We start from the raw sequence: 25,630 nt of genomic DNA, 5'->3' as shown, positions 1-25,630 counted from the left end.
TTGGAGAATATGAAAAAGGGTTGTAAATGTTGATATATCAATGTTTTCAACTCTTTTTATTATTTTAGGACTGCTATTTTGTTACTGGGCTCAGAAATCAGGTTAAAAATATTATCTTAAACTATGTATATAAAAGGGGAGAGATATGTTGAAAGTCAGATTAAGTCCTTATAATCCTGATTGGGTAAATGAATATAAAAAGGAATGTAAGCGGTTAAGCGAACTGTTTGGTGATCTTGTCATTCAATTTGAGCACTTTGGCAGTACCTCTATTGTTAATATGAAAGCTAAGCCAGTCATTGATATGCTGATTATTGTTAAAAATATTGATAAAGTTGATCAACTTAACCCGTACATAAGAGAACTAGGCTATGATATAGCTGGTGAATGGGGCATTGAAGGCAGAAGATTATTGCGCAAAGGAGGCGAGGATAGAACACATCATATACATATCTATCAAGAAGGAAATGAGGAGATAGACAGACATTTAATATTCAGAGATTATTTAAGGATACATACAAAGGAAGCCGTTAAATATAGCCAGTTTAAAGAGCAGTTAGCAATGAAGTATCAGGATACAAACGAATACAGTAAAGCAAAAAGAAGCTATGTGAGTGAACTGGAGCAGAGAGCTTTGGAATGGTATAAAAAAGAGAAAGGGCACCTTTGATAAAAATTGAATGAGATAAAGGAACTTATGAGGGGGCTGTATGGTTAACATAAGAGAGATCATCACTTCTAATCATTTACACGCAGAAAGCTATAAAGAATTAAAAGCAGGGTATTCATCTGCAAAAAAATATAAACTCTATTCTTCTGAAAATAATCCGGCATATTTATTGAAAATATATGATTTTGAAAAAAGAGATAGAATCAAACATGAATTTGAGCTGCTAAATCATCATTATCAAAATAAAGTTTTATGCCAAAAAGCAAAGCTGTTTGGATACAGTGAAAAAGAGTGGATATGCTATCTGATTCTGCCTTATATTAAAGGAATAAGCGGTGATATTGCTTTACCTGAGCTAGGGGAGCATTCACAGTATAAAATTGGCTTGCAAGCAGGGAGAGAATTAAGAAAAATTCATTTATTAACACCGGATATCACATTTAACTGGTATCAAAAAAGGTTCCAAAAATATCAAGATAAATTACAAACCTGCAAAAAATTCGGCCTGGCCTTTTATAAACAAAAATTTATAGAGGGTTATATTAATGAGAATATTGATATGTTAAAGAATAGCCCGGTGAGTTTCCAGCACGATGATTTTCATCCTCAAAATATTATTATAAAAAATGAGAAGTTAAACGGAATTATCGATTTTGATTCATTTGACTGGGGCGATCCATGGGAAGAATTTTTTAAGCTGCCGAAATACACAATTCAAACAAGCACTTATTTTGCTAAAGGACAGGTGATGGGATATTTTGATAATAAAATTCCAGATATATTCTGGCGAAAGTACAATTTATTTGTTGCTTTAAACCAGCATGCGAATCAAATCAGCGGTTACTTGAGAGGGAATTTGAAAGATGTGCAGGAGAGAACGCGTTATATCATTGAAACACATGATTTTAATAATAATAATCCACCTGAATGGTTTGTGAGATGCAGTGTTTGACGATCTGCAATGTACAGAGTTTTACAATATTGATTAGTAAAAGGGGGATCACATCTTAGAAGCAGATAAAAATGTGCGGCCCTTTTAAGGTTCAAAATTATTCTTTGCTAAAAAAAAGCATCCCCATGTTATCTGTATTGTTCTCTTTCAAATTCAGAATAAAATTCACCAGTTTCAGCATTAAATAAGACATATTTCATGCTTTTTAATGCTTTGTCCCATCCAACTACTTTAATCACCACTGTCCCATTTTTAGGATCATTTGTAACTCCGAAGTTATATCCTTTTGCAAATAGGTCGCCTGGATATAAGTCTGTTAATTTTTTTGCTTTTTCTAAGAGTTCAGGGCTGTCGTGTTTGATTTTTGATAAGTCATCAATAAAATGATTTTCTGGATGAATGATGCCTTCATCAGGTAATTCTACGTGTTCATTAATTTTTGCGTCATGTATGTTTACCAAATAAAGGCGGCTTGTATTAGGTACTCCAAAAGTTATGTTCCAATATCTCCGTTTTCCATCAGCTCCGGTTGGTTCTTTATCATATCATTATCAACACTGGTCCCTTCAATTAATTTAGCTTTTTCATCCCATTTTATAGCATCTGAATAAGCTAAATCGATCGCTTGTTTTATCGTTATGGAAGGAGGTAATTCTTTTGAAGAACTCGTTTGACTACTACAACTACTAAGAATTAAACAAAGACTAATAAATAAAAATAGGCGGATTTTTTTCATGAACTAACCTCCATGTATGTTAAAATAACTTAACAAGTATTGTATTTAAAGGAAATTTCAGAGAACATTTGAACAATAAAAAGAATATTTATTAAGTTAAAAAGGAAGGTAGTTCTATGGATAAAAAAGTATATGAAGAATTCGCTGAATCGCTCGTGAATGCCTATAAAACTCCGGGAGCAATCGTTGCATTGAACAATCAAATTTACGAAAAAGGGTTCGGGTACCGGGATAAGGAAAATGAATTACCTGTAACGGCTGACACGATTTTTGGAATTGGAAGTATCACAAAATCAATGGCTAGTATCGCAATTCTCCAGCTGCAAGAAAAGGGAAATCTATCCGTCGATGATTATATTAAGGCATATATACCTGAGATTACATTTAAAGGAAGTGATGAAATAACGCTTCATCACTTGATGACTCATACGTCCGGCATTCCGCCATTAAACACACTTTTTTACGCAAATAAGCGGTCAATGGAAAGAGATGGCTCATTCGATGTGCAGATCAAATTGGGCTTACCTCTTGAACGGGAGCAGGACAGTATTGATACGTATGACGAATTTATAGGTTATTTAAATAGCCTGTCATTTGACCTGCTTGACGAGCCCGGAAAATCATTCAGCTATTCAAACGACGGCTATGCCTTGCTTAGTATCATTATTGAACGTGTTAGCGGGCTGCCATATGAACATTATATAGAGAAAAATATCTTTACTCCTCTCGGGATGAAAAGCAGCTTTTTGAATCCGAATCAATTGGACGAGCAGGCAGCACGTCAGTATGATATTGACCCGACAGCTGAGACACCGGCTATTAAATACTCACCTGAATGGTGGGATGCCCCAGTAATGTGGGCAGCCGGTTATGTTAAATCAACTGCGAATGATATGCTTCGTTATAGTGATGTCTTTTTAAACAAAGGCAATGGTATTTTAACGGAAGAAAGTCTTACTGCAATGACCGCTCAATATATTGAAATAGAGCCTGGCCGGTATTATGGTTATGGAGTTATGATTACACCTGACTTTTTTGGTACAACGCTTATTGAACATGGTGGAGGGATTAAAGGCGTGACGGCACATTTCGCAGTGCTGTCTGAGAAAAATATTGCCGCTATCTGTCTGACGAATATTGCAGGTGCCCCTGCGGAATCTCTTCTGAGAGGAGCTCTGCAAAGCGAAATGGATATAGCACCAGATAAAAAAGCTGCTAAATATGATGATTATACACTTAGCGAAGCAGATTGCAAGGCTATTACTGGAGTCTACAAATCTAATGAGGGACAAACAATTAAGGTTTATGAAAAAGATAAAGCAATTTTTGTAGAGATCCAGGGAGCTCAAATACCAACGCAAGCCGTCAGCAGCAGAGCGGTGACAATTACCATGCAGGGCACTGATTTCCTGTTGCAGTTTAAAGACGGACGCCTTCACTTTGGATTTAGACAACTTCTAAAAAGTGAATAGTTTTACAAATATATAAAGCTAAAAGATACAGAATGAACATTAATTTGGCAGGGTTGCCTGGAGGTTAAGGCGACCCTGCTTTGTCATAATAAATGATGGCATATATTTCACCGATTTAATTTTTTCCTAAAGCACGCCCTTTCAATTAAACAACTTTTCATCAAGTCACTCAAAACCAGACACAAACTGTTCAAAAAATCAATGCAATTCAAAAAAAGAATATGCTACACTAACTGTAGAGGGATTTACTTCTTAACTAAATATAGGCTAAAAAAGCAAAAAATTTTAATTACAATTGTGAAACAATTCACAATTTATTTTTTGGGGATATCATGTGAATTACTTCACAAAAATTGGAGGATTATGCCATGAAGAGAAAGCTCGTAATGATTGGAAATGGGATGGCTGGAGTCAGGTGTATCGAGGAAATTTTAAAAAGAAATAAAGAGACTTTTGAAATCACTATTATCGGAGATGAACCTTATCCAAACTACAATCGGATTATGCTTTCACATGTTTTACAAGGAAAAACAGAGGTCTCTGAAATTAATATGAATGATTGGGAATGGTATCAGGAAAATGAAATTACACTGTTTACCGGTGAAAAAGTAACGGAAATAAAAACGGAAGATAAAAAAATGAAGACAGATAAAGATAGAGTTATTCCTTATGATGAGTTAATTATTGCAACTGGATCCAGCGCATTTATTTTACCTGTACCTGGAAGCGAGCTGGAAGGCGTTATCGGCTTTAGAAACATTCAGGATACAGAATTTATGATTGACACGTCAAAGCGCTATAAAAAAGCAGCTGTGATTGGCGGCGGACTCCTTGGATTGGAAGCAGCCAGAGGATTAATGGATCGGGGTATGCAGGTTCAGGTTGTACACCTGATGCCAAGACTGATGGAGCAGCAATTAGATAACCCTGCAGCTAAAATGCTTAAGAAGCACAGGGAATGGAATTTTTAATGGAAAAGCAGACAGCTGAAATTTATGGAGGGGAACGGGTGGAAGGAATCACATTTTCAGATGGTTCTTCTATCGAATGTGACCTTGTAGTGATGGCAGTTGGGATCCGGCCTAATGTTGTTTTGGCAAAACAGGCCGGGCTGAATGTCAATCGGGGTGTCGTCGTGAATGATCAGATGCAGACTTCAGTTCCTTCTATTTATGCAATAGGGGAGTGTGCTGAGCATAACGGTATCACCTATGGACTGGTCGCACCACTTTATGAGCAGGGGATAGAGCTTGCGAAGTATTTAACGGGAGAGAATACAGCCGGGTATCACGGCAGTATTTTATCTACACAACTAAAAGTTGCGGGCTGTGATTTATTCTCAGGTGGAAAAATTGAAGAAGATGAAAATACAGATGCAATTATCGTTCAGGATCAGTTTTCGGGTGTATATAAGAAGGTTCTTGTTTCAGATAACAAAGTAGTCGGTGTCGTGCTTTATGGTGATGCTTCAGACGGAACCCGGCTGTTCAGCATGCTGAAGAAAGAAACAGATATCAGTGATTTTACAAGTGCTGCAGTCCTGCAAAAAGCTGGTGAAGATGCATCAGAAGAGATGATAGCTGAGATGAGCCCGGATGAAACAGTCTGCGGCTGTAATGGTGTCACAAAAGGAACGATTGTTCAGGCTATCCTGGAACAGAATTTAAAATCATTTGAGGAAGTAAAAAACTGTACCAAGGCTGGCGCTTCCTGCGGGAAATGTAAGGGTGTTGTGGAAGGTATCCTCTCACATACGCTGGGAGACAGATTTGATCCGGCTGCGGTAAAAACTGGAATGTGTGGATGTACAATGCTGACGCGGGATGAAGTCGTTGCAGAAATCAAAGAGAAAGGTCTGCAATCTCCAAAAGAAGTCCGTAATGTACTTGGATTTGCAAATGAAGAAGGCTGTCATGTCTGCCGTCCTGCGCTCAATTATTATATGAGAATGATTAGACCGGGAGAATATGAAGATGACAAAGCTTCCCGTTTAGTAAATGAGCGGATGAACGGTAATATCCAAAATAACGGTACATTCTCTGTTGTTCCACGAATGTACGGCGGAACAACAACTGGCGATGACTTAATCCGGCTGGGGGAAGTTGCGAATAAATATAATGTACCTTTAGTAAAAATCACCGGTGCAAGCAGAGTTGGATTATACGGAGTGAAAAAAGAAGATGTACCACAAGTATGGGAAGACCTTGGCATGCGATCAGGATATGCTTATTCCAAATCATTGCGAAATGTAAAATCCTGTGTCGGCGCTCAGTTTTGCCGTTTCGGAACGCAGGATTCTCTGGGATTGGGAATTCGTTTAGAGAAAGAGCTGGAGATGGTAGACACTCCTCATAAAATGAAAATAGGTGTGTCAGGCTGTCCACGTAACTGTGCAGAAGCATTAACCAAAGATTTTGGCGTTGTCTGTGTCGAAAACGGATTTCAGCTTTACTTTGGAGGAAATGGCGGAACAGAGGTCCGCGAATGTGACTCCTTTACAACCGTAAAGACGGAAGAAGAAGTAATCACCATGGCGACGGCTTTTATGCAGTATTATCGGGAAACTGGTATTTATAATGAAAGAACTGCTCCTTGGGTCGATCGGATAGGAGCGGAAAATATTAAACTTGTTCTTTTAAATGAAAAACAAAATACTGCACTGATAGAAAGATTCCATCATGCAAAAGGTACGTATAAAGAAGCTTGGAGCAGCACACTTAAAAATAGAAAAGAAAAAGAGCTGTATGAAATTGTGAAAAAATGAACAATGAGCTGTAGGAGAGTATAGTACTTTTGACAAAGGGAGGTTCTTATTATGGAAGCCAGTAAAGAGAAGATAAAAATCATTAAATTGGAGGATTTGCCAAAACAAATTGGAAAGGAAATCCATGTGGACGGAGAGGCTATAGCTCTTTTTCATCTGACTAATGGAGAGGTTCAGGCAATCGGAAGCAGATGTCCGCATGCCGGCGGCCCTTTAGCCGAAGGAATTGTCTCTGGAGGATTTGTCTTTTGTCCACTGCATAACCGGAAAATTTCATTGCTCACTGGAAAAGTGCAAGCACCGGATGACGGCTGCGTAACTGTCTATGAGACAGAGATTATTGACGGTTATGTACACATAACGGTGTAGCTTATGGAAAAGCCAAAAGGATTTGTTTCATTCGTCGGTGCCGGCCCTGGGGATACAGGGCTGATGACTGAAAAAGGAATTCAATGTTTAAATAAAGCGGATATCATTTTGTATGATCGTCTGGCAAACCCGAGACTGCTGCGCAATGCGAAGGATTCCTGTGAATTTATTTATTGCGGGAAGCTCCCAGAGAGACATACGATGCGGCAGGAGAAGATAAATAAACTGCTCGTTCAATACGCGAGCAAAGGGTATTATGTTGTCCGCTTGAAAGGTGGCGATCCTTCCGTTTTCGGAAGAGTCGGCGAGGAGGCGGAAGAGCTTGCCGCTAATCATATTGCATTTGAAATAGTTCCTGGTATTACTTCCAGTATTGCGGCAGCAGCCTATGCAGGAATCCCTGTTACTCATCGGGATTACAGCACCAGCTTGACGCTCAGAACGGGGCATACCTGTAAAAGTAATGCGGCTTTGCATGGTGACGGACAGCTGTTGGGAGATACGATTGCCTACTATATGGGCATGAAAAAAATGCTGGTTAATTGCAGAGAATTGATTAATCAGGGAAAGCCGGCTGACACCAAAGTAGCTATTATCCAGTGGGGGACATTAGGAAAACAAAAAGTGGCCGAGGGAACATTGGAAACCATTCAAGCCATCATTGAAAAAGGACATATTGAAAGTCCGGCGATGATGATTGTCGGCGATGTTGTTGAGCTTAGAAAGAAGCTTATCTGGTTTGATAAGAAAATGTTCAGTGGAAGAAGAATTCTTATTGCCAAAGCATCCGGAAGTCCATTTGCTATGGAGGATTATTTTACAGAGCTCGGAGCAGAAGCTTATTCCTTTCCAATATGGAAGCAAAAGATTCATTCATTTACAAAGGAAGAATTAAAAGTGATTATGCATGCGAATCGGCTCACTTTTACAAATGCATCAAGTGTAGATATTCTGTTTCATCAATATACTCAGGCCCATTATGATATTCGTGATCTGCCTCGTAATATAGAATACCAGACGGAGCAAACAAAAAAAGCGTTGGAAGCAAGAGGAATTATGGCGAACAAAGCGGAGATCAGCGATGCATCTTCGATAGTGATTGGTTCACAATCGGATATATGTCCTGAAAAGGAAGCTTATTCTACTCATGAGTGGCTGGCTGATAAACGTTTTGATGAGATTAACAAACGAATGTTAATGGAAGAAGATTGGGAAACGGTTATTTTTCCAAATAAAGCAGCGGTAACCAGCTTTATAAAAGAGTTAAAGAAGCTTGACGTGCATCATCTATTGGATATTCAGTTTGCATATATAGGAGAGTCTGTAAAGGAATACGCCATGGAGCATGGGTTTAGTGTTATTGATGAAGCGGTTCAGTCGGAATTAAAACGAATGAATTGGAGGGATTAACATGTTTGATGCAGTGGTTTATATTGGTCATGGAAGCCGGCGTGAAGCAGGGAATGCTCAATTTAAGAAGTTTATAGAATCAGTGATGCAGGAAGTAGATTATCGGAACCAGGAAATTGCTTTTTTAGAATTAACAGATCCACCAATTTCTGAGACACTTGAAAAATTAATAGCTGGAGGAGCAAAACGCTTTTTAGTTGTTCCTATCCTTCTTTTTTCAGCACTCCATCATAAATTGGATATTCCGGAAGAACTACGTGCTGTTCAAAAGAAATATCCTTTTATATCATTTAAAATGACAGAACCATTTGGCACGCATCCATATATGGTTGACCTTGTAGTGAAACGTATTAATGCTGAAAAGAACGAGCAGGATACAGCAATTTTACTTGTTGGCAGAGGAAGCAGTCATCTTGGGCCTGTTCAAGGATTGCAGCAGATTGGAAGAAAAGTTGAGCAGAAATTGGGTATTCCTGTGTATGCAGCTTTTCTAAAGCTTGGCAAACCTAGTATGGAGGAGGCAATGGCCTTCCTTCCCTATAGATATAAAAAAGTCTATGTAATGCCTTATCTATTATTTACAGGTCTGCTGCTTGAAAAAATAAAACAGACTGTCTTCAACTCAAAAGATACCTTTGATATCTGCCGAAATTTAGAATTTGATGAGCTGATGAAAAAAACATTAATCAAACGGATGGAGGAAGCCTGTGATGGAGAAGCTGTATCCGGTAATGATGAATCTGAACGGAAAGAAGGCAGTAATTATCGGAGGAGGAAAAATAGCTCTGCGTAAAGCAAAGGGGCTGGCAGAGACTGGTGTTAAAATAGTAGTTGTCAGCCCAGGTATACGGAAGGAGTTATTTAAACTGCATGATGTGGTGTGGAAGCAGAAAGAATTTGAAGCAAAAGATTTAAAGGGAGCACATCTTATTTTTGCAGCGACAGATAACAAAGCAGTGAATGAGTATGTTTGCCAGTGTGCTGCAGCGAATCAGTGGGTTAATGATACGAGTAAGAGTGAACGGTCTGATTTTATTACTCCGGCAGTGGTCAGACGGGATAAGTTCATCCTGGCAATTTCCACATCCGGTGCAAGTCCGGAGCTCGCCAAAGAATTGAAAGCTGAACTGGAAGTCCGCTATAACAACACCCTGGGTTATACTGTAGACATGTATGCAAAGAGGAGGAATAAAAAATGATGGAGACAATAACCACTTTCAGTAACACCGCTGTTTCCAAGGTGAAACAATTGAATCATAGTAAAAGTAAGTATCTCATTATGACCATGCTGGCAGGCTTTTTCGTGGGACTCGGTATCATTTTGATTTTTACTATCGGCGGTATGCTTGCTCCGACAGGTTTTGCTGGAACATCTATTGTAATGGGAGTATCCTTTGGAATAGCATTGAGCCTGGTCATTATGGCTGGATCTGATTTATTTACGGGAAACAATATGATTATGACGATTGGTTTTTTAACAAAAAAAACAAAGATTTTAGATGTGCTGCGTATTTGGGTGTTCAGTTATTTTGGTAATTTTGCCGGAGCGATTATTGTGGCCGGATTATTCTTTTATTCTGGACTTGCAACGGGAGGAACGGCTGATTTCATTATTTCCTCAGCAGGAGCAAAGATGAATGGCGCGTTTATGGAGCTGTTTGTCCGTGGTATCCTGTGTAATATTCTTGTCTGTCTTGCAGTATGGTGTTCTGTGAAGCTGAAGGATGAAACAGCAAAGCTTATTATGATTTTCTGGTGTCTATTCGCTTTTATCACATCTGGATTTGAGCATAGTGTGGCAAATATGACTGTATTGACAACGGCCTTAATGATTCCGCATCCGGAAACAATTTCCCTGGCCGGACTTGCTGCAAATTTAATTCCTGTATCCTTAGGTAATATTGTCGGCGGAGCTGTTTTTATTGGAGCTGCTTATTGGTATGGAATCACACAGAAAAATTCGCATGTGCAGTCTGAGTCTGCTGTTGACCAGAAATTTAAGAAAGAAGCATAAGTATTTAAGCAAAGGTATGTTGCTCATTGGAAAATGAGTATCATATCTTTTTTTGTTGCAGGGCACAATAGATTATTACATATACGTGTACTGTTCAGGCAGGAGTTATATCAATTATGTAGAAATGATTAAAGAGGGGACAAACAGGTTGGAATACCTGTAGAAGGGAGGAGACAACATTGACTAATGAACAGGAAGTATTGTTTAATCAGCTTTCTGCATATCGGGCCGATGTTTTGACAGCTGTGGAAGGAATATCAAGTGAGCAGGCAGAGGTAATACCTGGGAATTTTAATAATAATATCCGCTGGAATCTGGGGCATATTTACCTGGATCAATTTCTGTGGATCGAGGCATTAACGAAAGAGACCTCTGAAGCAACAAGGTATTTTAATAAGTGGTTCGGTTTTGGAACTTCTCCAGAGGATTTCACCTCAGAAACACCAGCGTTTGAACAGCTGGTGAGTTTATTAAGAGAGCAGCCTGATGTTATTAAGAAACAATATAAAGATCGGCTGACCGAAGAATTTGCACCGATTGATATGGGGATGTATACAGTTGAGCAGGTATTAATTCGTACTATTTTCCATGAAGGGATGCATTTGCAGGCAATTATGGATATTAAAAAGTGTATCAGACAGCATGATTAGAGCACAATAAAGGTATTTCATCTATAAATACATCAGTTAAATAAAAAGGATATAGTATATTTTGAAGAGTTAATATGCTATATCCTTTTAGTCAGCTTAATGGATTAAGCTGATTATTTATTATTTCTTATATAAGAAATAAATGTCTCAGTAAGCTGTTTTTTTTCATTATTTTTATTAGCTAATCCTGCAAATTGAATTTCATCATTAAATGGATACCCTATCGGAACAGCGGTAATTGTTTTCGTCTGTATATAAGGATCATCCTGCAGCATTAAGTCAGAAGCAATGCTGATCCCGAGCCCGGCTGATACAGAGCGGAAAAGAACACTGGGATTCTTTGTCGTAAATAAAATATTTAACGGCCCTTGGCTTGCTTCAAACTTTTCAATATTTACATTATAAAATTCCCGGTCGAATAAAATAAAAGGTGAATCCTGAATGTCTTCCAAGGTTAATGACTCTCGGAAAGCCAGTTTGGAATCAATCGGAACAATTACTTTAAAGCTGCTGGAGAGGAATAAAGAATAGACCTCCATGCTGGAATCAATTTTATGATAATCCATTAAAGAAAACAGACCGATATCTATCTCCTTTTTTTGTACGAGATGAAAAATCTCATCATTCTCTGCCTCGATAATACTTACTTCGATTTGCGGATAGTCCTTTCTGAAGCTTGAGAGGGCACGTGGAACAACTGTCATAAATAAGGATGGAGTTGTTGCAATCTTTAACGTTCCTCGCAGCGTCGCTGATAAGGAGTTGGCAGTTTGCCTTAGCTTTGATTCGGATTCTAGGATTTCTAAGATAATCGGGATAAGTTTTTTTCCATTTTCTGTTGGTATCGTACCGCTTCTGGAACGGATAAAAAGTTTATGCTCTATTTCTTTTTCAAAACTTGCAATCGATTGACTTAAAGCCGATTGACTGATATGCAGCGCTTCAGAGGCATGTGTGATCGACTCATATTCTAATACAGCTTTGATATACTGTAATTGTTCAAAATTCAATCTAATCACTCCTTTACATAAGTTTTATTAATGTAAACATCACTAATTTTAATTATACAACAATATTTCTGATGGATATAATAAATATATACTGTTTTTTAAGAAAGTGGTGTTTTTCATGTCGGAAAAGCTTTGGACAAAGGATTTTATGTTGATTACACTAGTGAATTTTCTTATGTATATTATTCACTATTCTCTTATTGTAACTGTGACTGTATTCACAATGGAAGAGTACAAGGCAAGTGAAGGAATGGGAGGCTTAGCAGCTGGAATATTCATTATAGGTATGTTAGTTGGACGTCTGTATTCCGGTAAATATATTGACCAATGGCAGCCCAAATATATTTTAATGATTGGTCTGGTTGCTTCTATTGCCACTATTTCTCTTTATTTCACAATTCATAGCTTGGTAATTCTAATGATTGTCCGTTTTTTACACGGAATCGCTTTTGGTATTTCATCTACCTCTACGGGGGCTATTGCTTCCAAAATTGTTCCTGAATCTCGTAAGGGAGAAGGAATTGGGTACTATGCATTAAGTACAACCGTAGCATCTGCAATCGGACCATTTGTTGGTATTTTAATTAACCAGCGCCTTGGATTTGAAATGAACTTTACATTCTGTCTGGCAATTATTACAGCAGCATTCTTAATTGGCCTGACAATAAAAAAAATTAACATGGCTCCTCTGCCAAAATTGGAGGATCAAAAATTGCCTGCTCCGGCAAAAGGGCTGGATAAATATGTGCAGAAAGAAGCATTGCCAATTGCTTTTGTTGCAGTATTCGTAGGGGTTGCATATGCAAGTGTACTTTCCTTCTTAACTGCATATGCACAGGAAATTAACCTTGTTTCTGTTGCAAGCTTCTTCTTTATGGCTTATGCCGTAAGCACATTGGTTTCACGTCCGTTTACTGGAAAAATATTTGACCGTTTTGGAGAAAATAAAGTAATGTACCCATCCTTTTTAAGCTTTGTTATTGGATTAGGCTTATTAGCAACAGCAACAAACGGGTTTTTACTATTATTATCCGCTGTTTTTATTGGTCTGGGGTATGGAACAATCATACCAAGTTCTCAAGCAATTGCTGTAAAAGCTGCTCCAAAAGAAAAGAATGGTTTGGCAACATCAACCTTTTATATGCTTGCAGATTTAGGAGCAGGCTTTGCTCCATTTCTTTTAGGCATGCTGATTCCATTCTTAGGCTACCGTAATCTATATTTAGCCATGGGTCTGTTAGTGGTCGGCATTACCGTTTTATACTATTTTCTGCATGGGAAAAAAGCAAAGCAGACGAAAATGATAAAACAAGAAACGGCAGCAAGCGAAGGAAGCTGGGCAAATTAATTATTTTATCCCTCTTCATCATTCAATTCAAAATGGTGAAGAGGGTTTTTAATTTTATTCTTTATCGGATTGTTTTACATAATGCGTCAAACAAGATTTTTCCAAATTGGGATTTCCTGTCTTCGAAAATCGCAATGTTTTTTTTGCACCTTTTCCCCAGGATTTATAGACAGTTACAGAAGGCTTTAAATGATGTTCTTTAGCATATTTTTTGAAGCCCTGTAGAAAGTGTTTTAATTTTGCCAGATTAAGATTAATTGCTCCTTCTAAATAATTAATTCTTTTGAAACGCCAGCCTTCCACCTGCTTAACTGTTAGCCGGTCCATTTGCACCAAAACATTAATTGGACTGATATAACCTTTGTCTCTAAGCTCTGCGGAGGCATTTTTATATATTTTTCCTCTAACTGTTCTTGATTCATTTGAAATCAATCTCCATCTATCTATTTAATTATGATTGTTATTTTACCAAAGAAGAATCAGCATATGCGTGCTTATATTTTTTATAGATTATAATTTCCCGGACTTAAAGAGAATATCGCTTTAAACTTTAAAAGCTGGGTCCTTAGATACAAGATTACCCCTGAACGTCTCTGTCTTTTAACACCTTTATCCTAATTGTGGCAATTCTTAGGCAATGAACACCGTTATTATTACCATCCCGAAATAAATTTGAAATAAGAATGTAAGTTTATAAATGGTCATAAGAAGGAATACTTAATCTAAGAGTTATATTCACAGAGAAGTTTTTTATAATAAAAATCTATTTTAACGGAGGGTGTGTACCATGAAAGGGATTATTCTCGCCGGAGGAAGCGGAACACGTCTATCTCCAAGTACGGATAGTATTAATAAGCACCTGCTGCCAGTATTTGATAAGCCGATGATTTATTATCCATTATCTGTCTTAATGCTTGGCGGTATTAAAGAAGTGATGATAATTAGTACACCGGAAGATACGGAACGCTTTGAAAGGTTATTAGGAGACGGATCTTCCTTAGGTATTCAAATTGTCTATAAAGAACAGTCTGAGCCAAAAGGAATCCCGGAATCTTTTCTTATTGCAGAAGATTTTATTGGAAAAGATGATGTCACTTTAATTCTTGCAGATAATATTTTCTTTGGTCAGGGCTTTACAACATTACTGCGGAATGCAATCAAAAAACATAAGCATGCAACCGTGTTTGGTTATCGTGTGAAGGATCCAGAGCGCTTTGGAGTGGTTGAATTTGACCATCATCAAAATGCGATTTCCATTGAGGAAAAGCCGGAGGACCCTAAATCAGATTTTGCGGTGACAGGTCTGTATATCTATGATTCCAGAGCTGTTCAAATTGCGAAAAAGCTCAAACCCTCTGAGCGCGGTGAATTAGAAATTACAGATTTAAATAAAGAATATTTAAAATGGAACCAGCTTCATGTAGAGCTGTTAGGAAGAGGATTTGCCTGGATGGATGCAGGAACGCAGGAATCCTTATTTGATGCAGCTGAATTTATTAAAACAACACAGCAGCGTCAAGGTTTCAAGATTGCCTGCCTGGAGGAAATTGCTTTCTATCTGAATTATATCTCCCGGGATATGCTTTATGAAAAAGGAAAATCTATGGAGAAAACAGACTATGGACAATATTTAATGGAAATTGCAAATCGAAAGCATAACCAGCAATACTGGGATGCTATTGATCATCATCCAATGTTAGGGCTGGTAGGAAATGAGTAAGGCTATCTTAATTACAGGCGGAGCCGGATTTATCGGCTCTAATTTCATCCAATATTATCAGAGGAAATATCCTGACCAGCAGTTAATTAATATTGATAAGCTGACCTATGCCGGTTCATTAAATAACTTAACAGAAGTAGAAAATAAAGAGAACTATCATTTTATTCAAGGAGATATTGCGGATATAAATACAGTGGCAGCAATTTTCAAAGAATACGATATTGAGGGTGTGATTCATTTTGCTGCTGAGTCTCATGTAGACCGCTCCATTGATGACGCCAGTCCATTTATTAATACGAATGTGGTGGGGACTTTGAATCTTTTACAGGCGGCCAGAGCCGACTGGGAGACAAAGGGAGTGCTTCAGGAGCGCCGGTTTCATCAAATATCGACCGATGAAGTCTATGGATCATTAGGAGAATCTGGCAAGTTTACAGAAGAGACTCCTTACGATCCAAGAAATCCGTATAGTGCATCAAAAGCTGGTGCGAACTTTTTAGTGAAAAGCTTTGGTCACACGTATGGTATGAATGTTATTATCTCCTCCTGTTCGAATAATTATGGTCCGAGACAGCATGAAGAAAAGCTGCTTCCGACGATTATCCGGCATGCTTTGGCAAATGAACCGATACCGATTTACGGTGACGGGAAGAATATACGTGACTGGTTATTTGTAGAGGATCACTGCAGAGCCATTGACATGGTTTATCATCAGGGCAAAACCATGGAGATATATAATGTTGGCGGGAATAATGAACAGGAAAATATGAAAATTACAAATTTAATTTGTCATTTACTAGATGAACAAAGATCGGATTTACTTCAAACTTACCGTTTGGAGCATTTTTCTGACTTGATTACCTTTGTTGAGGATCGTAAAGGTCATGATAAAAGATATGCTATTGATGCAAGCAAGATACAAAGAGAACTAGGCTGGCAGCCCGAAGTAGGTTTAGAGGATGGACTGAGAAAAACTGTGGGATGGTATTTACAAAAATGGAAAACGAACGTACCGATTTAATTTCTGTAGTGATTCCAGTCTATGGCTGTGAACGCTGCCTGATCGAGCTTGCAAACCGAATTATTCAAACAATCCAGTCCATTCCAGCAGATTATGAAATTATTATGGTAAACGATGCGAGCCCGGATCATGCCTGGGAAACAATTCTTAAACTTCACCAAAAAGATAAAAAAATAAAGGGAATTAACCTGTCCCGTAATTTTGGACAGCATCATGCAATAACCGCAGGTCTTGATTTTACATCCGGAGATTGGGTGGTTGTGATGGATTGTGATCTGCAGGACCGCCCGGAGGAAATTGTGTCTCTGTATGAAAGGGCAATGGATGGTTATGATGTTGTGTTTGCACAGCGTGTGCAAAGGCAGGATAAAAATTTGAAAAAATTCACGTCCAAGTCCTTTTATAAAGTCTATGATTATTTTACAGGGAAAAAGACAGACGCTTCGATAGCGAACTTCAGCATTTCCCATAAAAAAGTAGTAGAGAGCTTTCGAAAGCTGCGTGAGCAGAACCGTTATTTCCCTTTTTTTATTCAATGGATGGGATATCAGCAGACAAAAATAGAAGTGCAGCATGATGCCCGAAAAGAAGGAAAGTCATCCTACCAATTGAAAAAATTATTTGCTCTGGCAACGGATGCGATTGTTTCTCAATCAAATAAACCTTTGAGGCTCTCAATTGGTGTGGGATTTCTGATGGCTTTTGCTTCTTTTATCTATGCGTTATATCTGTTTTTTCGCTATTTCTTTTTAGATGAGCTTGTTCAAGGCTGGACCAGTGTGATGGTATCTATCTTTTTTATTGGCGGCTTAATATTTTTCCAGCTTGGAATTATCGGCCTCTATCTTGGAAAAATTTTCAATGAAGCGAAAAACCGGCCAATCTATTTAATTAAAGATATAAAAGGTGCAGTTCAAAAAGTTCAACAAAAATAACATATTGAAAGAAGAAGTCTGGTAGAGAGGAAGAGGAGAATGAGTAAATATTTAGAACCCACGCCCTGGGACAGCCGTAATTTCCCGCTCGCAACCTATCAATTGACCGAATATAATGAAGATGCATTAAGGGAATCGGCAGATGTTGAGGGGCATTTTACCGTTAAGGTAGACCCGCTCGCAGATAAGGCATTACTTCATAAATATGGTTTTTACTATGCAGATACGTTAATGGAGCCCTACTGCTACCGCGATAAATTTTTAAAAGAGCGGGCTGGTGATGTATCCTTTCATGAAAATTATAATGCAGATGATATATTAGCTATTGCCGAAGAAGCATTTCAAGGCGGCAGATACCACCGTGATTTTCAAGTACCAAATGAGATGGCTGATCTACGTTATCGAAATTGGGTAAAGGACTTAATTGAGCAAAAGCTGATTCTTGCTTATAAGCAGGAGGGGCGTGTGGAAGGCTTCTTTGCTTATCAGGAAGAGAATATTCTGCTTTTGGCAATGCATAAAGATATCCGTGGGCAAGGATTTGCCAGTCCTTTTGCAGCAGCATGCGTTAAGGAGCAGTTTGAACGGACAGGTAAGGAGCAGCTGATTACATCGATCTCTCCCAGTAATCCGGCATCATTAAATGTCTTTATCGGATTAGGTTTTCGGTTACGGGCGGGTAAGGATATTTATCATAAAGTGAATGGTTCCTTCTATTAAAAAGGGTAATGAAATGAAGTGTTAGGGGGAGAGGAACTTGGGTTATTTTTATATTGCCGGAACTATTCTATTTACTGTCTATGGACAATTGATTATAAAATGGACAATGGATAGACAGGGAGAACTGCCGGACGGCTTATTTGATAAGTTTTTGTTTTTATTTCAGCTTGTCTGGAACCCCTGGATACTATCCGGTTTTATTGCAGCATTTTTAGCGGCATTAAGCTGGATGGCAGCTATGACGAAATTTGATATCAGTTACGCTTATCCGTTTATGAGCCTTTCTTTTGTTCTTGTGTTTATTTTATCTGTTCTTTTATTTGGAGAACCGGTCAGTACACAGAAAATTATTGGCTTTGCTTTTGTCGTAATAGGTATTCTGATAATGAGGTGATACCATGATACCATTCAATAAACCATGCTATATAGGAAAAGAAGATGCAGCAATTAGTGATGCAATATTAAAACAGAAATTATCAGGAAACGGTACCTATGGGGAAAAATGTATACGCTGGCTCGAAGAAAATATGGGTGTCAAAAAAGCTATGCTTACCCCATCTTGTACAGCAGCATTGGAAATGACAGCATTACTGACAGAGATTGGAGAAGGAGATGAAGTTATTATGCCTTCTTATACCTTTGTTTCGACAGCAAATGCGTTTGCTCTTAGAGGGGCGAAAATTGTCTTTGTTGATGTCGAACCAGGGACAATGAATGTCGACCCGGAGCAAATTGCAGCAGCAATCACAGATAAGACAAAAGTAATTGCAGTTGTGCATTATGCTGGTGTTTCCTGTGATATGGACAGCGTCATGGAGCTTGCCGAAAAGTATAAGCTGTGGGTTGTCGAGGATGCAGCGCAAGGCTTAATGAGCTTTTATAAAGGGAAAGCTTTAGGAACCATTGGACACTTGGGAACCATCAGCTTCCATGAAACTAAAAATTATGTTTGTGGTGAAGGAGGAGCGTTATATATTAATGATCCTTCCTTAATGGAGCGCGCAGAGGTTATTCAAGAGAAGGGGACGGACCGCTCTCAATTTATCCGTGGAGAAGTGGATAAATACACATGGAGAGATATTGGCTCCTCCTATCTGCTCAGTGAGCTCAATGCTGCTTATCTTTCTGTACAGCTGGAGCATGCAGAAGAAATAAATGAAAATCGTCTGAGGACGTGGGAAATGTATCAAGAAAGATTGACACCTCTCGCTGAAACAGGAGAAATAGAACTTCCTTCTATCCCGGGAGGCAGGAAGCATAATGCACATCTTTTCTTTATTAAAACAAGGGATTCAAATGTTCGCCGACAACTGATCCATTATTTAAAGAAACGTGATATATTAACCGCAACACATTATGTTCCGCTTCATTCTTCTGTCGCAGGGAAAGAATGCGGCATCTTCTCTGGAGAGGACCAATATACAACGATAGAAAGTGAACGTTTATTACGGCTGCCACTTTACTATGGAATAAGTAAAGGGGATGTAGAGTATGTCATTCAAAGCATTCAGCAATTTTATGCACAATAAGTGGATATGGCTGGGCTGTCTTATTTTACTTGCTTACTTATCTCCTTATGTGATTTATGGTGAAGATGTACATATTAGAGTCCATGATAATATGGACTCTAATATTGTCTGGTATAAAGTGCTTGCTGAGAGCGGCTCTATTTTCACTTTAACAGATGTGCAGCTTCCTTATGCAATTGACGGACTTCCACGCAGTGCTTTGCCTTCTGCATTTGATGCAGCACTTTGGCTGTATGTCCTGTTCGAACCAATCACAGCTTATACTATCAGCCAGACTATTATGCGCTTTGCAGCGTTTTTTGGCATGTACTTATTATTAACACGCTTCGTTGTAAAAAAAGAGACAACACCCTGGATAACGGTTGGCGTTTCGCTTGCTTTTGCTATGCTTCCCTACTGGCCGTCAGGAGTTCTTTCTATAGCTGGCATGCCGCTTGCTTTATATGTCTTTTTAATGATTCGGAAATATCGGACAAATGCTCCGAAGCATACTTGGGTATTGCTTCTGCTAATACCGTTTTTTGCGAATTTTGTCCTCAGCTTTGTTTTCTTTCTGGCGGTAATCGGTGCATTATGGCTGATTGACCGAATCCGTTATAAAGAATGGAATTGGACTTTTTTTACCGCACTGGCAATGATGGCGGGTATTTTTCTGATGAAGGATTATTTGCTAATTACATCTATGTTTTTTGATGATAGCTTTACCTCACATCGAGAAGAACTGGAGTTGAGCGGTAATACGTTTGAACGGAGTTATGAATTGGCATGGGAGAACTTTTTATACGGTCATACGCATGATGAAGCAGTTCAGGCCTATATTATTGTCCCCGTTATTTTATTGGCCGTCTTGATCGCTTTATTTAAAAATCGGCATCCAAAGTGGCTTTTTGCACTGTTTTTAGCGAATTTGGTATTGTCATTCTGGTATGCATTCTGGTACTGGGAGGGCTGGCAGCCGCTGAAAGAAAGTATTTCTGTTTTAAATACATTTAATTTTGCACGGATTCATTTCATGGATCCGCCAATTTGGTATATTGCCTTTGCACTCGCTTTAGGTATCCTCTGGAGGTTTAAAAAAATTGGGAAGCTGATTGTGGTTGCACTTATTATAATGCAATGTGTAATGCTGTTCGGTCTGACAGAAGAGTTTAAATATAGGGAAGCAAATACCCCGACTTTTAAGGAATTTTACTCAGAGGACTTGTTTACATCCATTAAGGACTATATTGGAGAGGATCCAAGTGATTATCGTGTTGTCAGCATCGGCTTACACCCGACAATAGCTCAGTATAATGGATTTTACACCCTGGATACGTATAATAATAGCTTTCCACTCGAATATAAGCATGCCTTTCGGAAGGTGATTGCCGGCGAACTGGACAAAAGCCCGACCTTAGAAAACTATTTTGATACCTGGGGCGGAAGACTATACATGTATTCAGCAGAGCAGGGCAAGGATTATATGTTTACGAAGAACAGAAATGAATCTATTCAGGATTTAGCTATTGATACAGAAGCTTTAAAGAAATTAGGAGGAGAATATATATTATCCGCTGTTCCGATTGAAAATGCAGAAGATATCGGATTGTCATTGGAGGAAACTTTTGAAGAAAAAGATTCTGTATGGGAAATTTATTTATATCACGTAATGTAACTGGATTGTAATATTACGCTTGAAAGCATTCGTATGACAGGCTTGGGCAGCTTTTTTCTCTTGATGTGATACAAAACTGTAATATTTCGATAACCTTTCTGCAATCTCCAGATGTTACACTGCACTAGGAATTTATATTGTGTTAAATTTATCCTATGATTCACAAAACTGCATAATAAAAAAGGGTTTTAATGCTTTTTTAAGAGAGAGAGACCTATGTAGTAGTGATGCAGGAACAGGGGGAAAAGAATTGAAGAAATCATTTTTGCTAGCGATAGTAATGGTAGTTGGTTTCATGAGTTCCAGTATTGTACCAGTTCAAGCAGAAACTGCTGATGATCTCGAGGGAGTTCGTGATCAGCGTTCGGAAGTCAAGACGGAGTTGTCTGATTCTGAGCAACAAATTGCTTCAGTGTTAGAAGAATTGGAGCAGTTAAAGAGTGAAATTGCAAGTACAGAAGCAGAATTAGAAGAAAAGCAGCAGGCGATTGATGAAACAGATCAACAGATTGATGCTTTATTAGAAGATATTTTTGTATTAGAAGATGAAATGTCAGAGCTTGAAGACAAGATCGAGGAACGTTTTGAAATATTAAAAGACCGTATGAAATCTGTTCAGCATTCCGGCGGAGACATTAATTACTTAGAGGTGCTCTTCGGTGCGCAGAGCTTTGAAGATTTTATTTCACGGGCAAATGCAGTCAACAAAATTGCAGATTCTGATGCTTCATTAATTGAACAGCAGGAGGAAGATATAGCTTCCTTAGAGGATAAGCGTTCAGAAGAAGTAGACAAGATGGCTGATTTGAATGATTTAAAAGATGAACAGGCAACTGCAAAAGAGAGTGTTGAACTGGCATTGGCAGATAGTAATGCACAAAAAGATGAATTAGAAACGAAGCAGGCTGATTTAGAATCACTTGTTGCTGAGCTGGAAATTACTGATTCACAATTGGCATCTTTAGAAGCTGATATACAAGCAGATATTACTGCTGAAGAGGAAAAAGTAAAGGAAGAAGAAGCAGCTAAGCTTGCAGAAGCTGAAGAAAAAGCAGCGGAAGAAGAAGTAAAAGTTCATCAGGAAAAAGAAACAAGTGTAGCAGCAAAAACAATTACAAATGATTCAGAAAAAGAAAATGAAGAAGCTCCTGTTGAAAAGGAAGAACCGAAAGAAGAGCCTTCTGAACCAAAAGAAGAGAAGAGCTCAAATAATGAAGATAAAGTTGAAAAAGAAGAATCAGTAGCAGTTAAAGATGAGCAGAGCTCTGGAAAATCATTTACAGTGTCATCAACCGCATATACGGCGAACTGCTCTGGATGCAGTGGAATTACTTCAACTGGATTTGATTTAAAACAAAATCCTGGTGCAAAAGTAATCGCTGTTGATCCAAGTGTTATTCCACTCGGCAGTATTGTAGAAGTGGAAGGTTACGGAGTAGCTGTAGCACGAGATACAGGCGGAGCAATTAAAGGTAATAAAATTGATGTTTTCTTTCCAGATACATCTCAAGCGCACAGCTGGGGAAGAAAAGATGTTAAAGTAACGATATTAGAAAGATAAATAAAAGCATGTATCCTGAAAATAAAGGATACATGCTTTTTGTTTATTACGCATACTTTTTATCAGCTGATTACAATACTTTGTATAAAAGCAAAGTATCCCATTATGACAAAGAGAAGCGATGTAAGATAAGAAAGTGCAGGATGTCTCTTCGTTTTAAAAATATAAATGTTGGCTGCAAGACACACAGCTGCTAAGCTGATAAAGAAGAAAACAGATCCGTCTAATACTAAATTTATTCCTGCGCCATCCATAGATCCATCATAAAACATATTCAATATCGGAGCATATCCGCTGTGCGCAATAAGATTTTCAATATGAAGCGGCGGTGATTGCTCGTTCATAATACCTGTCAGTAATAAGATAAATAGAATAATAAAGAATTCCACTCGTATCCAGGGCTGTGCCTGGAAGGCTGTATCAGCTTGTAAACGCCGTTTCATCCATACGCCGTTAAATATGGCATATAGCAATAGCGGGATGATAAATAATTGTTTTAAAAATAAGCTTTGTCCATAAGAAACTAGAAGAGCGTCGCCATATTGTCTCAAGTCAACAGTGAATTGTGCTAATAGAATACCACTGAGAACGACAATAGCGAAACAGATCAATGCAAATGGATGATATCCTTTTATAAAACGCAGCCAGTCGATAGATTTTGGCGCAAACCAGCTTACCATGATCAAGGTTCCAACCCAGGCACTTACCGCAAACATATGGATTGAATGCGTTACTGCTCCCGAAACTCCTTCGAATGACCCTGCATGACTTGCCCAGCCAATTCCAATTGCCGTCAGAGCTGTGAAAATAATTCCTGTCCATGCCGCTTGTTTACTGTTTGTATCTTTGACAAAAGCAATATAAACGCTGAAAAGAACGCAAATAATAAATAAGAATAACCAGGCATTTCCAATGCGAAAGGATAATAAGACAGTTTCAAAGCCTGAGCCTAATGAAGTTCGCTTGGCAATATGGCTGATTAGCTGAATAAGCGGAATAAATGCAAATAAGGCAATTCCCCAAATCGCCGCAAGCTGTAGGTTAGAGGATACTTTGATCTTAATAGAAGAAGTGGCAGGAAGCAATCTGACCAGAAAGCTTCCTGCTAAAAAGGCAAGGCAAAGGTATAAGAATGTTTCTGTGAAAATGGTTAGATAGAACATACATTATTTCTTCCTTTTTAGTAATACAATAGCTACAACAGCGATAATTGCAACAAGCAGAATAGTAATCAGCAGGGTATTTGAATTACTATCCTCTGCTGCTGTATCTTGAACATCACTTTCAGAAGCGGCCTCATTTTCATCAGCCTGTTCTTCCGTTGCATCTTCATCTTCCTGTCCTTCTGTATCTTCCTCTGTATTTTCATCAGCTGCTGCTTCCTCAATGTCCACTTCAAACGAAAGGGAATCCTCCATCGGATGACCATCCACACCAATAATATCCCAACTAAGGGTATATGCTCCATTTTCTAAAGGCTCTGTAACATCAGCAGATAATTCATCATCATTCACAGTAATATTATCAAGTGTAATCTCTGTTCCATCCTCTGCTTGTAATTCCAATACAGCACTTTCTTCAATCACTGTTTCAAAATAAAGGGTAACACTGTCTAAAGCTTCTGTTACTGTTGAGCCTTCCTCTGGATCAGATGTATCAAGATGTGTATGTGCAAAGGCAGGGCTTGCACTGAATACGAATAATAAGGTAACTAGAGCTAAAGCTCCTGTAAGTTTTTTCATAATGTTTTTCTCCTTTTTATTGAATTAAATATAATTTCTTCAAACCTAAGCTTACAAAAGAATAAGACGAGTAACAAGTCTAATCAAAGTAAAATAATCACATTTTTATAAACTATGAACAATTGATGACAATGCTTTTTCTGATAAACTATAGTAGACTAATGAATATAACTTAATTTTACAAGGGGGATAATAATGAGTAGTTTTCCCAATATAGAAGAAACAATGATATTAATTAAAGAGTTGGTATCGATACCAAGTCCGTCCGGCTACACAAAGGATGCGATTCAATTTATTGAACAGCGGTTGGAGAAGAGCAATGTAGAGATGAAAAGAAATCGTAAAGGCGGTCTGATTGCGACGTTACGAGGGAAAAATACGTCTAAGCACCGCTTCTTGACAGCTCATATAGACACATTAGGGGCAATCGTCAAAGAAATAAAAACAGATGGCCGTTTGAAAATACAAGTTATCGGCGGCTTTCCACTTAACTTTGTAGAAGGGGAATACTGTACTATTCACACAGTAAGCGGGAAAAAATATACAGGTACGATTTTAATGCATCAAACTGCTGTTCATGTATATCGGAAAGCCGGTGAGCTGAAAAGAGATACAGAAAATATGGAAGTGCGGATTGATGAAGTGGTAAAGAGTGAGGAAGATACTCGTAAATTGGGCATTGAAATTGGTGATTTCATCTCCTTTGACCCGCGGGTGGAAAAAACGGAATCTGGCTTTATCAAATCCCGTCATTTGGATGATAAAGCAAGTGCTGCTATCCTGATCAAAGTGATTGAAAAGCTTGCGGCAGATCAAAAGGAACTGCCATATACAACGCATTTCCTTTTTTCCAATAATGAAGAAATCGGCTATGGCGGCAATTCTAATATTTCGCCGGAAACAGTAGAATATTTAGCAGTTGATATGGGAGCTATTGGGGATGGCCAAAGAACGGATGAATACACGGTATCCATTTGTGTGAAGGATGCTTCAGGTCCATACCATTACGGTCTCCGCAATCATCTCACTGAAATTGCGAAAGCCAACGAGATTGAGTATAAATTAGATATTTATCCTTATTACCAATCTGATGCCTCAGCAGCCATTCATGCCGGCCATGATGTCATTCATGGACTTATTGGTCCGGGGATTGATGCATCACATGCATTTGAACGTACACATGAATTGTCTCTTAAGCACACAGAGAATTTAGTTTATCATTATGTTCAGTCAGAAATGGTAGAGGGATAATAGAACGAAACAATAAGATCGGGGTACTTTACCTGGTCTTATTTTTTGTGCATAAAACCTCAACTGACGTTTATTAACTAACTTATTTCTCTAGAATAGTGC

General features: G+C 38.3%; 25 protein-coding genes and 1 pseudogene. 20 read left to right on the top strand and 6 right to left on the bottom strand.

The features are described from left to right. Nucleotides 1-148: 148 nt before the first annotated feature. Together MKY30_RS23745 and MKY30_RS23740 are read left to right on the top strand one after the other, a co-directional pair. Nucleotides 149-670 (top strand): GrpB family protein, encoded by a 522-nt coding sequence (locus MKY30_RS23745; protein WP_339286316.1) that lies wholly within the window; start codon nt 149-151, stop codon nt 668-670. 40 nt (nt 671-710) lie between these two features. Further along, nucleotides 711-1,622 carry an aminoglycoside phosphotransferase family protein gene (locus tag MKY30_RS23740; protein WP_339282617.1) on the top strand — a complete coding sequence of 304 codons (912 nt, stop codon included), beginning with the start codon at nt 711-713 and terminating at the stop codon, nt 1,620-1,622. A 128-nt stretch (nt 1,623-1,750) separates the two neighbouring features. On the opposite strand, the gene MKY30_RS23735 is transcribed toward MKY30_RS23740, so the two are convergent. Together MKY30_RS23735 and MKY30_RS23730 are read right to left on the bottom strand one after the other, a co-directional pair. Beyond that, complete coding sequence (locus MKY30_RS23735) at nt 1,751-2,083, bottom strand: hypothetical protein (protein ID WP_147210291.1); 333 nt, start codon at nt 2,081-2,083, stop codon at nt 1,751-1,753. Between the two features lie 32 nt (nt 2,084-2,115). Further along, entirely contained in the window at nt 2,116-2,358 is a 243-nt protein-coding gene (locus tag MKY30_RS23730; protein ID WP_147210292.1) for a hypothetical protein, read from the bottom strand. A gap of 116 nt (nt 2,359-2,474) precedes the next feature. Between MKY30_RS23730 and MKY30_RS23725 the strand changes: the two genes are divergently transcribed. From MKY30_RS23725 to MKY30_RS23690, 8 genes and pseudogenes are all read left to right on the top strand, one after another. After that, complete coding sequence (locus MKY30_RS23725) at nt 2,475-3,830, top strand: serine hydrolase domain-containing protein (protein ID WP_341085575.1); 1,356 nt, start codon at nt 2,475-2,477, stop codon at nt 3,828-3,830. 368 nt (nt 3,831-4,198) lie between these two features. After that, a pseudogene (gene nirB / locus MKY30_RS23720) lies at nt 4,199-6,594 on the top strand (nitrite reductase large subunit NirB). Nucleotides 6,595-6,645: 51 nt separating this feature from the next. After that, nucleotides 6,646-6,963 (top strand): nitrite reductase small subunit NirD, encoded by a 318-nt coding sequence (gene nirD, locus MKY30_RS23715; RefSeq protein WP_147210295.1) that lies wholly within the window; start codon nt 6,646-6,648, stop codon nt 6,961-6,963. 3 nt (nt 6,964-6,966) lie between these two features. Beyond that, entirely contained in the window at nt 6,967-8,373 is a 1,407-nt protein-coding gene (gene cobA / locus MKY30_RS23710; RefSeq protein ID WP_341085574.1) for a uroporphyrinogen-III C-methyltransferase, read from the top strand. Nucleotide 8,374: 1 nt separating this feature from the next. Continuing rightward, nucleotides 8,375-9,166 carry a sirohydrochlorin chelatase gene (locus tag MKY30_RS23705; RefSeq protein ID WP_339282606.1) on the top strand — a complete coding sequence of 264 codons (792 nt, stop codon included), beginning with the start codon at nt 8,375-8,377 and terminating at the stop codon, nt 9,164-9,166. Further along, nucleotides 9,084-9,572, top strand: coding sequence for a precorrin-2 dehydrogenase/sirohydrochlorin ferrochelatase family protein (locus MKY30_RS23700; RefSeq protein ID WP_341085573.1), 489 nt, complete (start codon nt 9,084-9,086; stop codon nt 9,570-9,572). The genes MKY30_RS23705 and MKY30_RS23700 overlap by 83 nt, the downstream gene beginning before the upstream one ends. Continuing rightward, nucleotides 9,569-10,387 carry a formate/nitrite transporter family protein gene (locus MKY30_RS23695; RefSeq protein WP_339282604.1) on the top strand — a complete coding sequence of 273 codons (819 nt, stop codon included), beginning with the start codon at nt 9,569-9,571 and terminating at the stop codon, nt 10,385-10,387. Before MKY30_RS23700 ends, MKY30_RS23695 begins: the two co-directional genes overlap by 4 nt. Before the next feature lie 179 nt (nt 10,388-10,566). Continuing rightward, nucleotides 10,567-11,037 carry a DinB family protein gene (locus MKY30_RS23690; RefSeq protein WP_147210300.1) on the top strand — a complete coding sequence of 157 codons (471 nt, stop codon included), beginning with the start codon at nt 10,567-10,569 and terminating at the stop codon, nt 11,035-11,037. 113 nt (nt 11,038-11,150) lie between these two features. Here MKY30_RS23690 and MKY30_RS23685 read toward each other — a convergent pair whose 3' ends face one another. Next, nucleotides 11,151-12,047, bottom strand: coding sequence for a LysR substrate-binding domain-containing protein (locus MKY30_RS23685; RefSeq protein ID WP_156984854.1), 897 nt, complete (start codon nt 12,045-12,047; stop codon nt 11,151-11,153). A 118-nt stretch (nt 12,048-12,165) separates the two neighbouring features. Between MKY30_RS23685 and MKY30_RS23680 the strand changes: the two genes are divergently transcribed. Further along, nucleotides 12,166-13,395: an MFS transporter gene (locus MKY30_RS23680; RefSeq protein WP_339282602.1), complete on the top strand. Its 1,230-nt coding sequence runs from the start codon at nt 12,166-12,168 to the stop codon at nt 13,393-13,395. A gap of 54 nt (nt 13,396-13,449) precedes the next feature. On the opposite strand, the gene MKY30_RS23675 is transcribed toward MKY30_RS23680, so the two are convergent. Continuing rightward, entirely contained in the window at nt 13,450-13,827 is a 378-nt protein-coding gene (locus MKY30_RS23675) for a hypothetical protein (RefSeq protein WP_341085570.1), read from the bottom strand. Between the two features lie 355 nt (nt 13,828-14,182). On the opposite strand from MKY30_RS23675, the gene rfbA reads away from it, so the two are divergent. The 8 genes from rfbA (at nt 14,183) to MKY30_RS23635 (ending at nt 22,535) form a co-directional block, all read left to right on the top strand. After that, a complete protein-coding gene (gene rfbA, locus MKY30_RS23670; protein ID WP_147210303.1) occupies nt 14,183-15,115 on the top strand; it encodes a glucose-1-phosphate thymidylyltransferase RfbA in 933 nt (310 codons plus the stop codon). Further along, a complete protein-coding gene (rfbB, locus tag MKY30_RS23665; protein WP_147210304.1) occupies nt 15,108-16,136 on the top strand; it encodes a dTDP-glucose 4,6-dehydratase in 1,029 nt (342 codons plus the stop codon). Before rfbA ends, rfbB begins: the two co-directional genes overlap by 8 nt. Beyond that, on the top strand, nt 16,112-17,071 hold the full coding sequence (locus tag MKY30_RS23660; protein ID WP_147210305.1) for a glycosyltransferase family 2 protein: 960 nt from the start codon (nt 16,112-16,114) through the stop codon (nt 17,069-17,071). Before rfbB ends, MKY30_RS23660 begins: the two co-directional genes overlap by 25 nt. Before the next feature lie 39 nt (nt 17,072-17,110). Beyond that, entirely contained in the window at nt 17,111-17,791 is a 681-nt protein-coding gene (locus MKY30_RS23655; RefSeq protein ID WP_147210306.1) for a GNAT family N-acetyltransferase, read from the top strand. A 37-nt stretch (nt 17,792-17,828) separates the two neighbouring features. Beyond that, nucleotides 17,829-18,185: an EamA family transporter gene (locus MKY30_RS23650; protein WP_147210307.1), complete on the top strand. Its 357-nt coding sequence runs from the start codon at nt 17,829-17,831 to the stop codon at nt 18,183-18,185. Nucleotides 18,186-18,189: 4 nt separating this feature from the next. Then, nucleotides 18,190-19,320, top strand: a complete 1,131-nt coding sequence (rffA, locus tag MKY30_RS23645) for a dTDP-4-amino-4,6-dideoxygalactose transaminase (protein WP_156984850.1) — start codon at nt 18,190-18,192, stop codon at nt 19,318-19,320. Continuing rightward, nucleotides 19,283-20,974, top strand: coding sequence for a DUF6044 family protein (locus MKY30_RS23640; RefSeq protein ID WP_156984849.1), 1,692 nt, complete (start codon nt 19,283-19,285; stop codon nt 20,972-20,974). Before rffA ends, MKY30_RS23640 begins: the two co-directional genes overlap by 38 nt. Nucleotides 20,975-21,224: 250 nt before the next feature. Further along, a complete protein-coding gene (locus MKY30_RS23635) occupies nt 21,225-22,535 on the top strand; it encodes a PcsB-like coiled-coil domain-containing protein (protein WP_339282593.1) in 1,311 nt (436 codons plus the stop codon). Between the two features lie 62 nt (nt 22,536-22,597). On the opposite strand, the gene MKY30_RS23630 is transcribed toward MKY30_RS23635, so the two are convergent. After that, complete coding sequence (locus MKY30_RS23630; RefSeq protein ID WP_147210311.1) at nt 22,598-23,698, bottom strand: CopD family protein; 1,101 nt, start codon at nt 23,696-23,698, stop codon at nt 22,598-22,600. Between the two features lie 3 nt (nt 23,699-23,701). After that, nucleotides 23,702-24,277 carry a copper resistance CopC family protein gene (locus MKY30_RS23625; protein ID WP_147210312.1) on the bottom strand — a complete coding sequence of 192 codons (576 nt, stop codon included), beginning with the start codon at nt 24,275-24,277 and terminating at the stop codon, nt 23,702-23,704. A gap of 195 nt (nt 24,278-24,472) precedes the next feature. Between MKY30_RS23625 and MKY30_RS23620 the strand changes: the two genes are divergently transcribed. After that, nucleotides 24,473-25,528, top strand: a complete 1,056-nt coding sequence (locus tag MKY30_RS23620) for a M42 family metallopeptidase (protein WP_147210313.1) — start codon at nt 24,473-24,475, stop codon at nt 25,526-25,528. Nucleotides 25,529-25,630 lie beyond the last annotated feature (102 nt).

It is taken from the genome of Oceanobacillus sp. FSL W8-0428 (assembly GCF_038004405.1).
Lineage (GTDB): Bacteria > Bacillota > Bacilli > Bacillales > Amphibacillaceae > Oceanobacillus > Oceanobacillus sojae.
The sequence above is the reverse complement of the archived record's forward strand: the minus strand, read 5'-3'. Positions and strand labels throughout refer to the sequence as shown.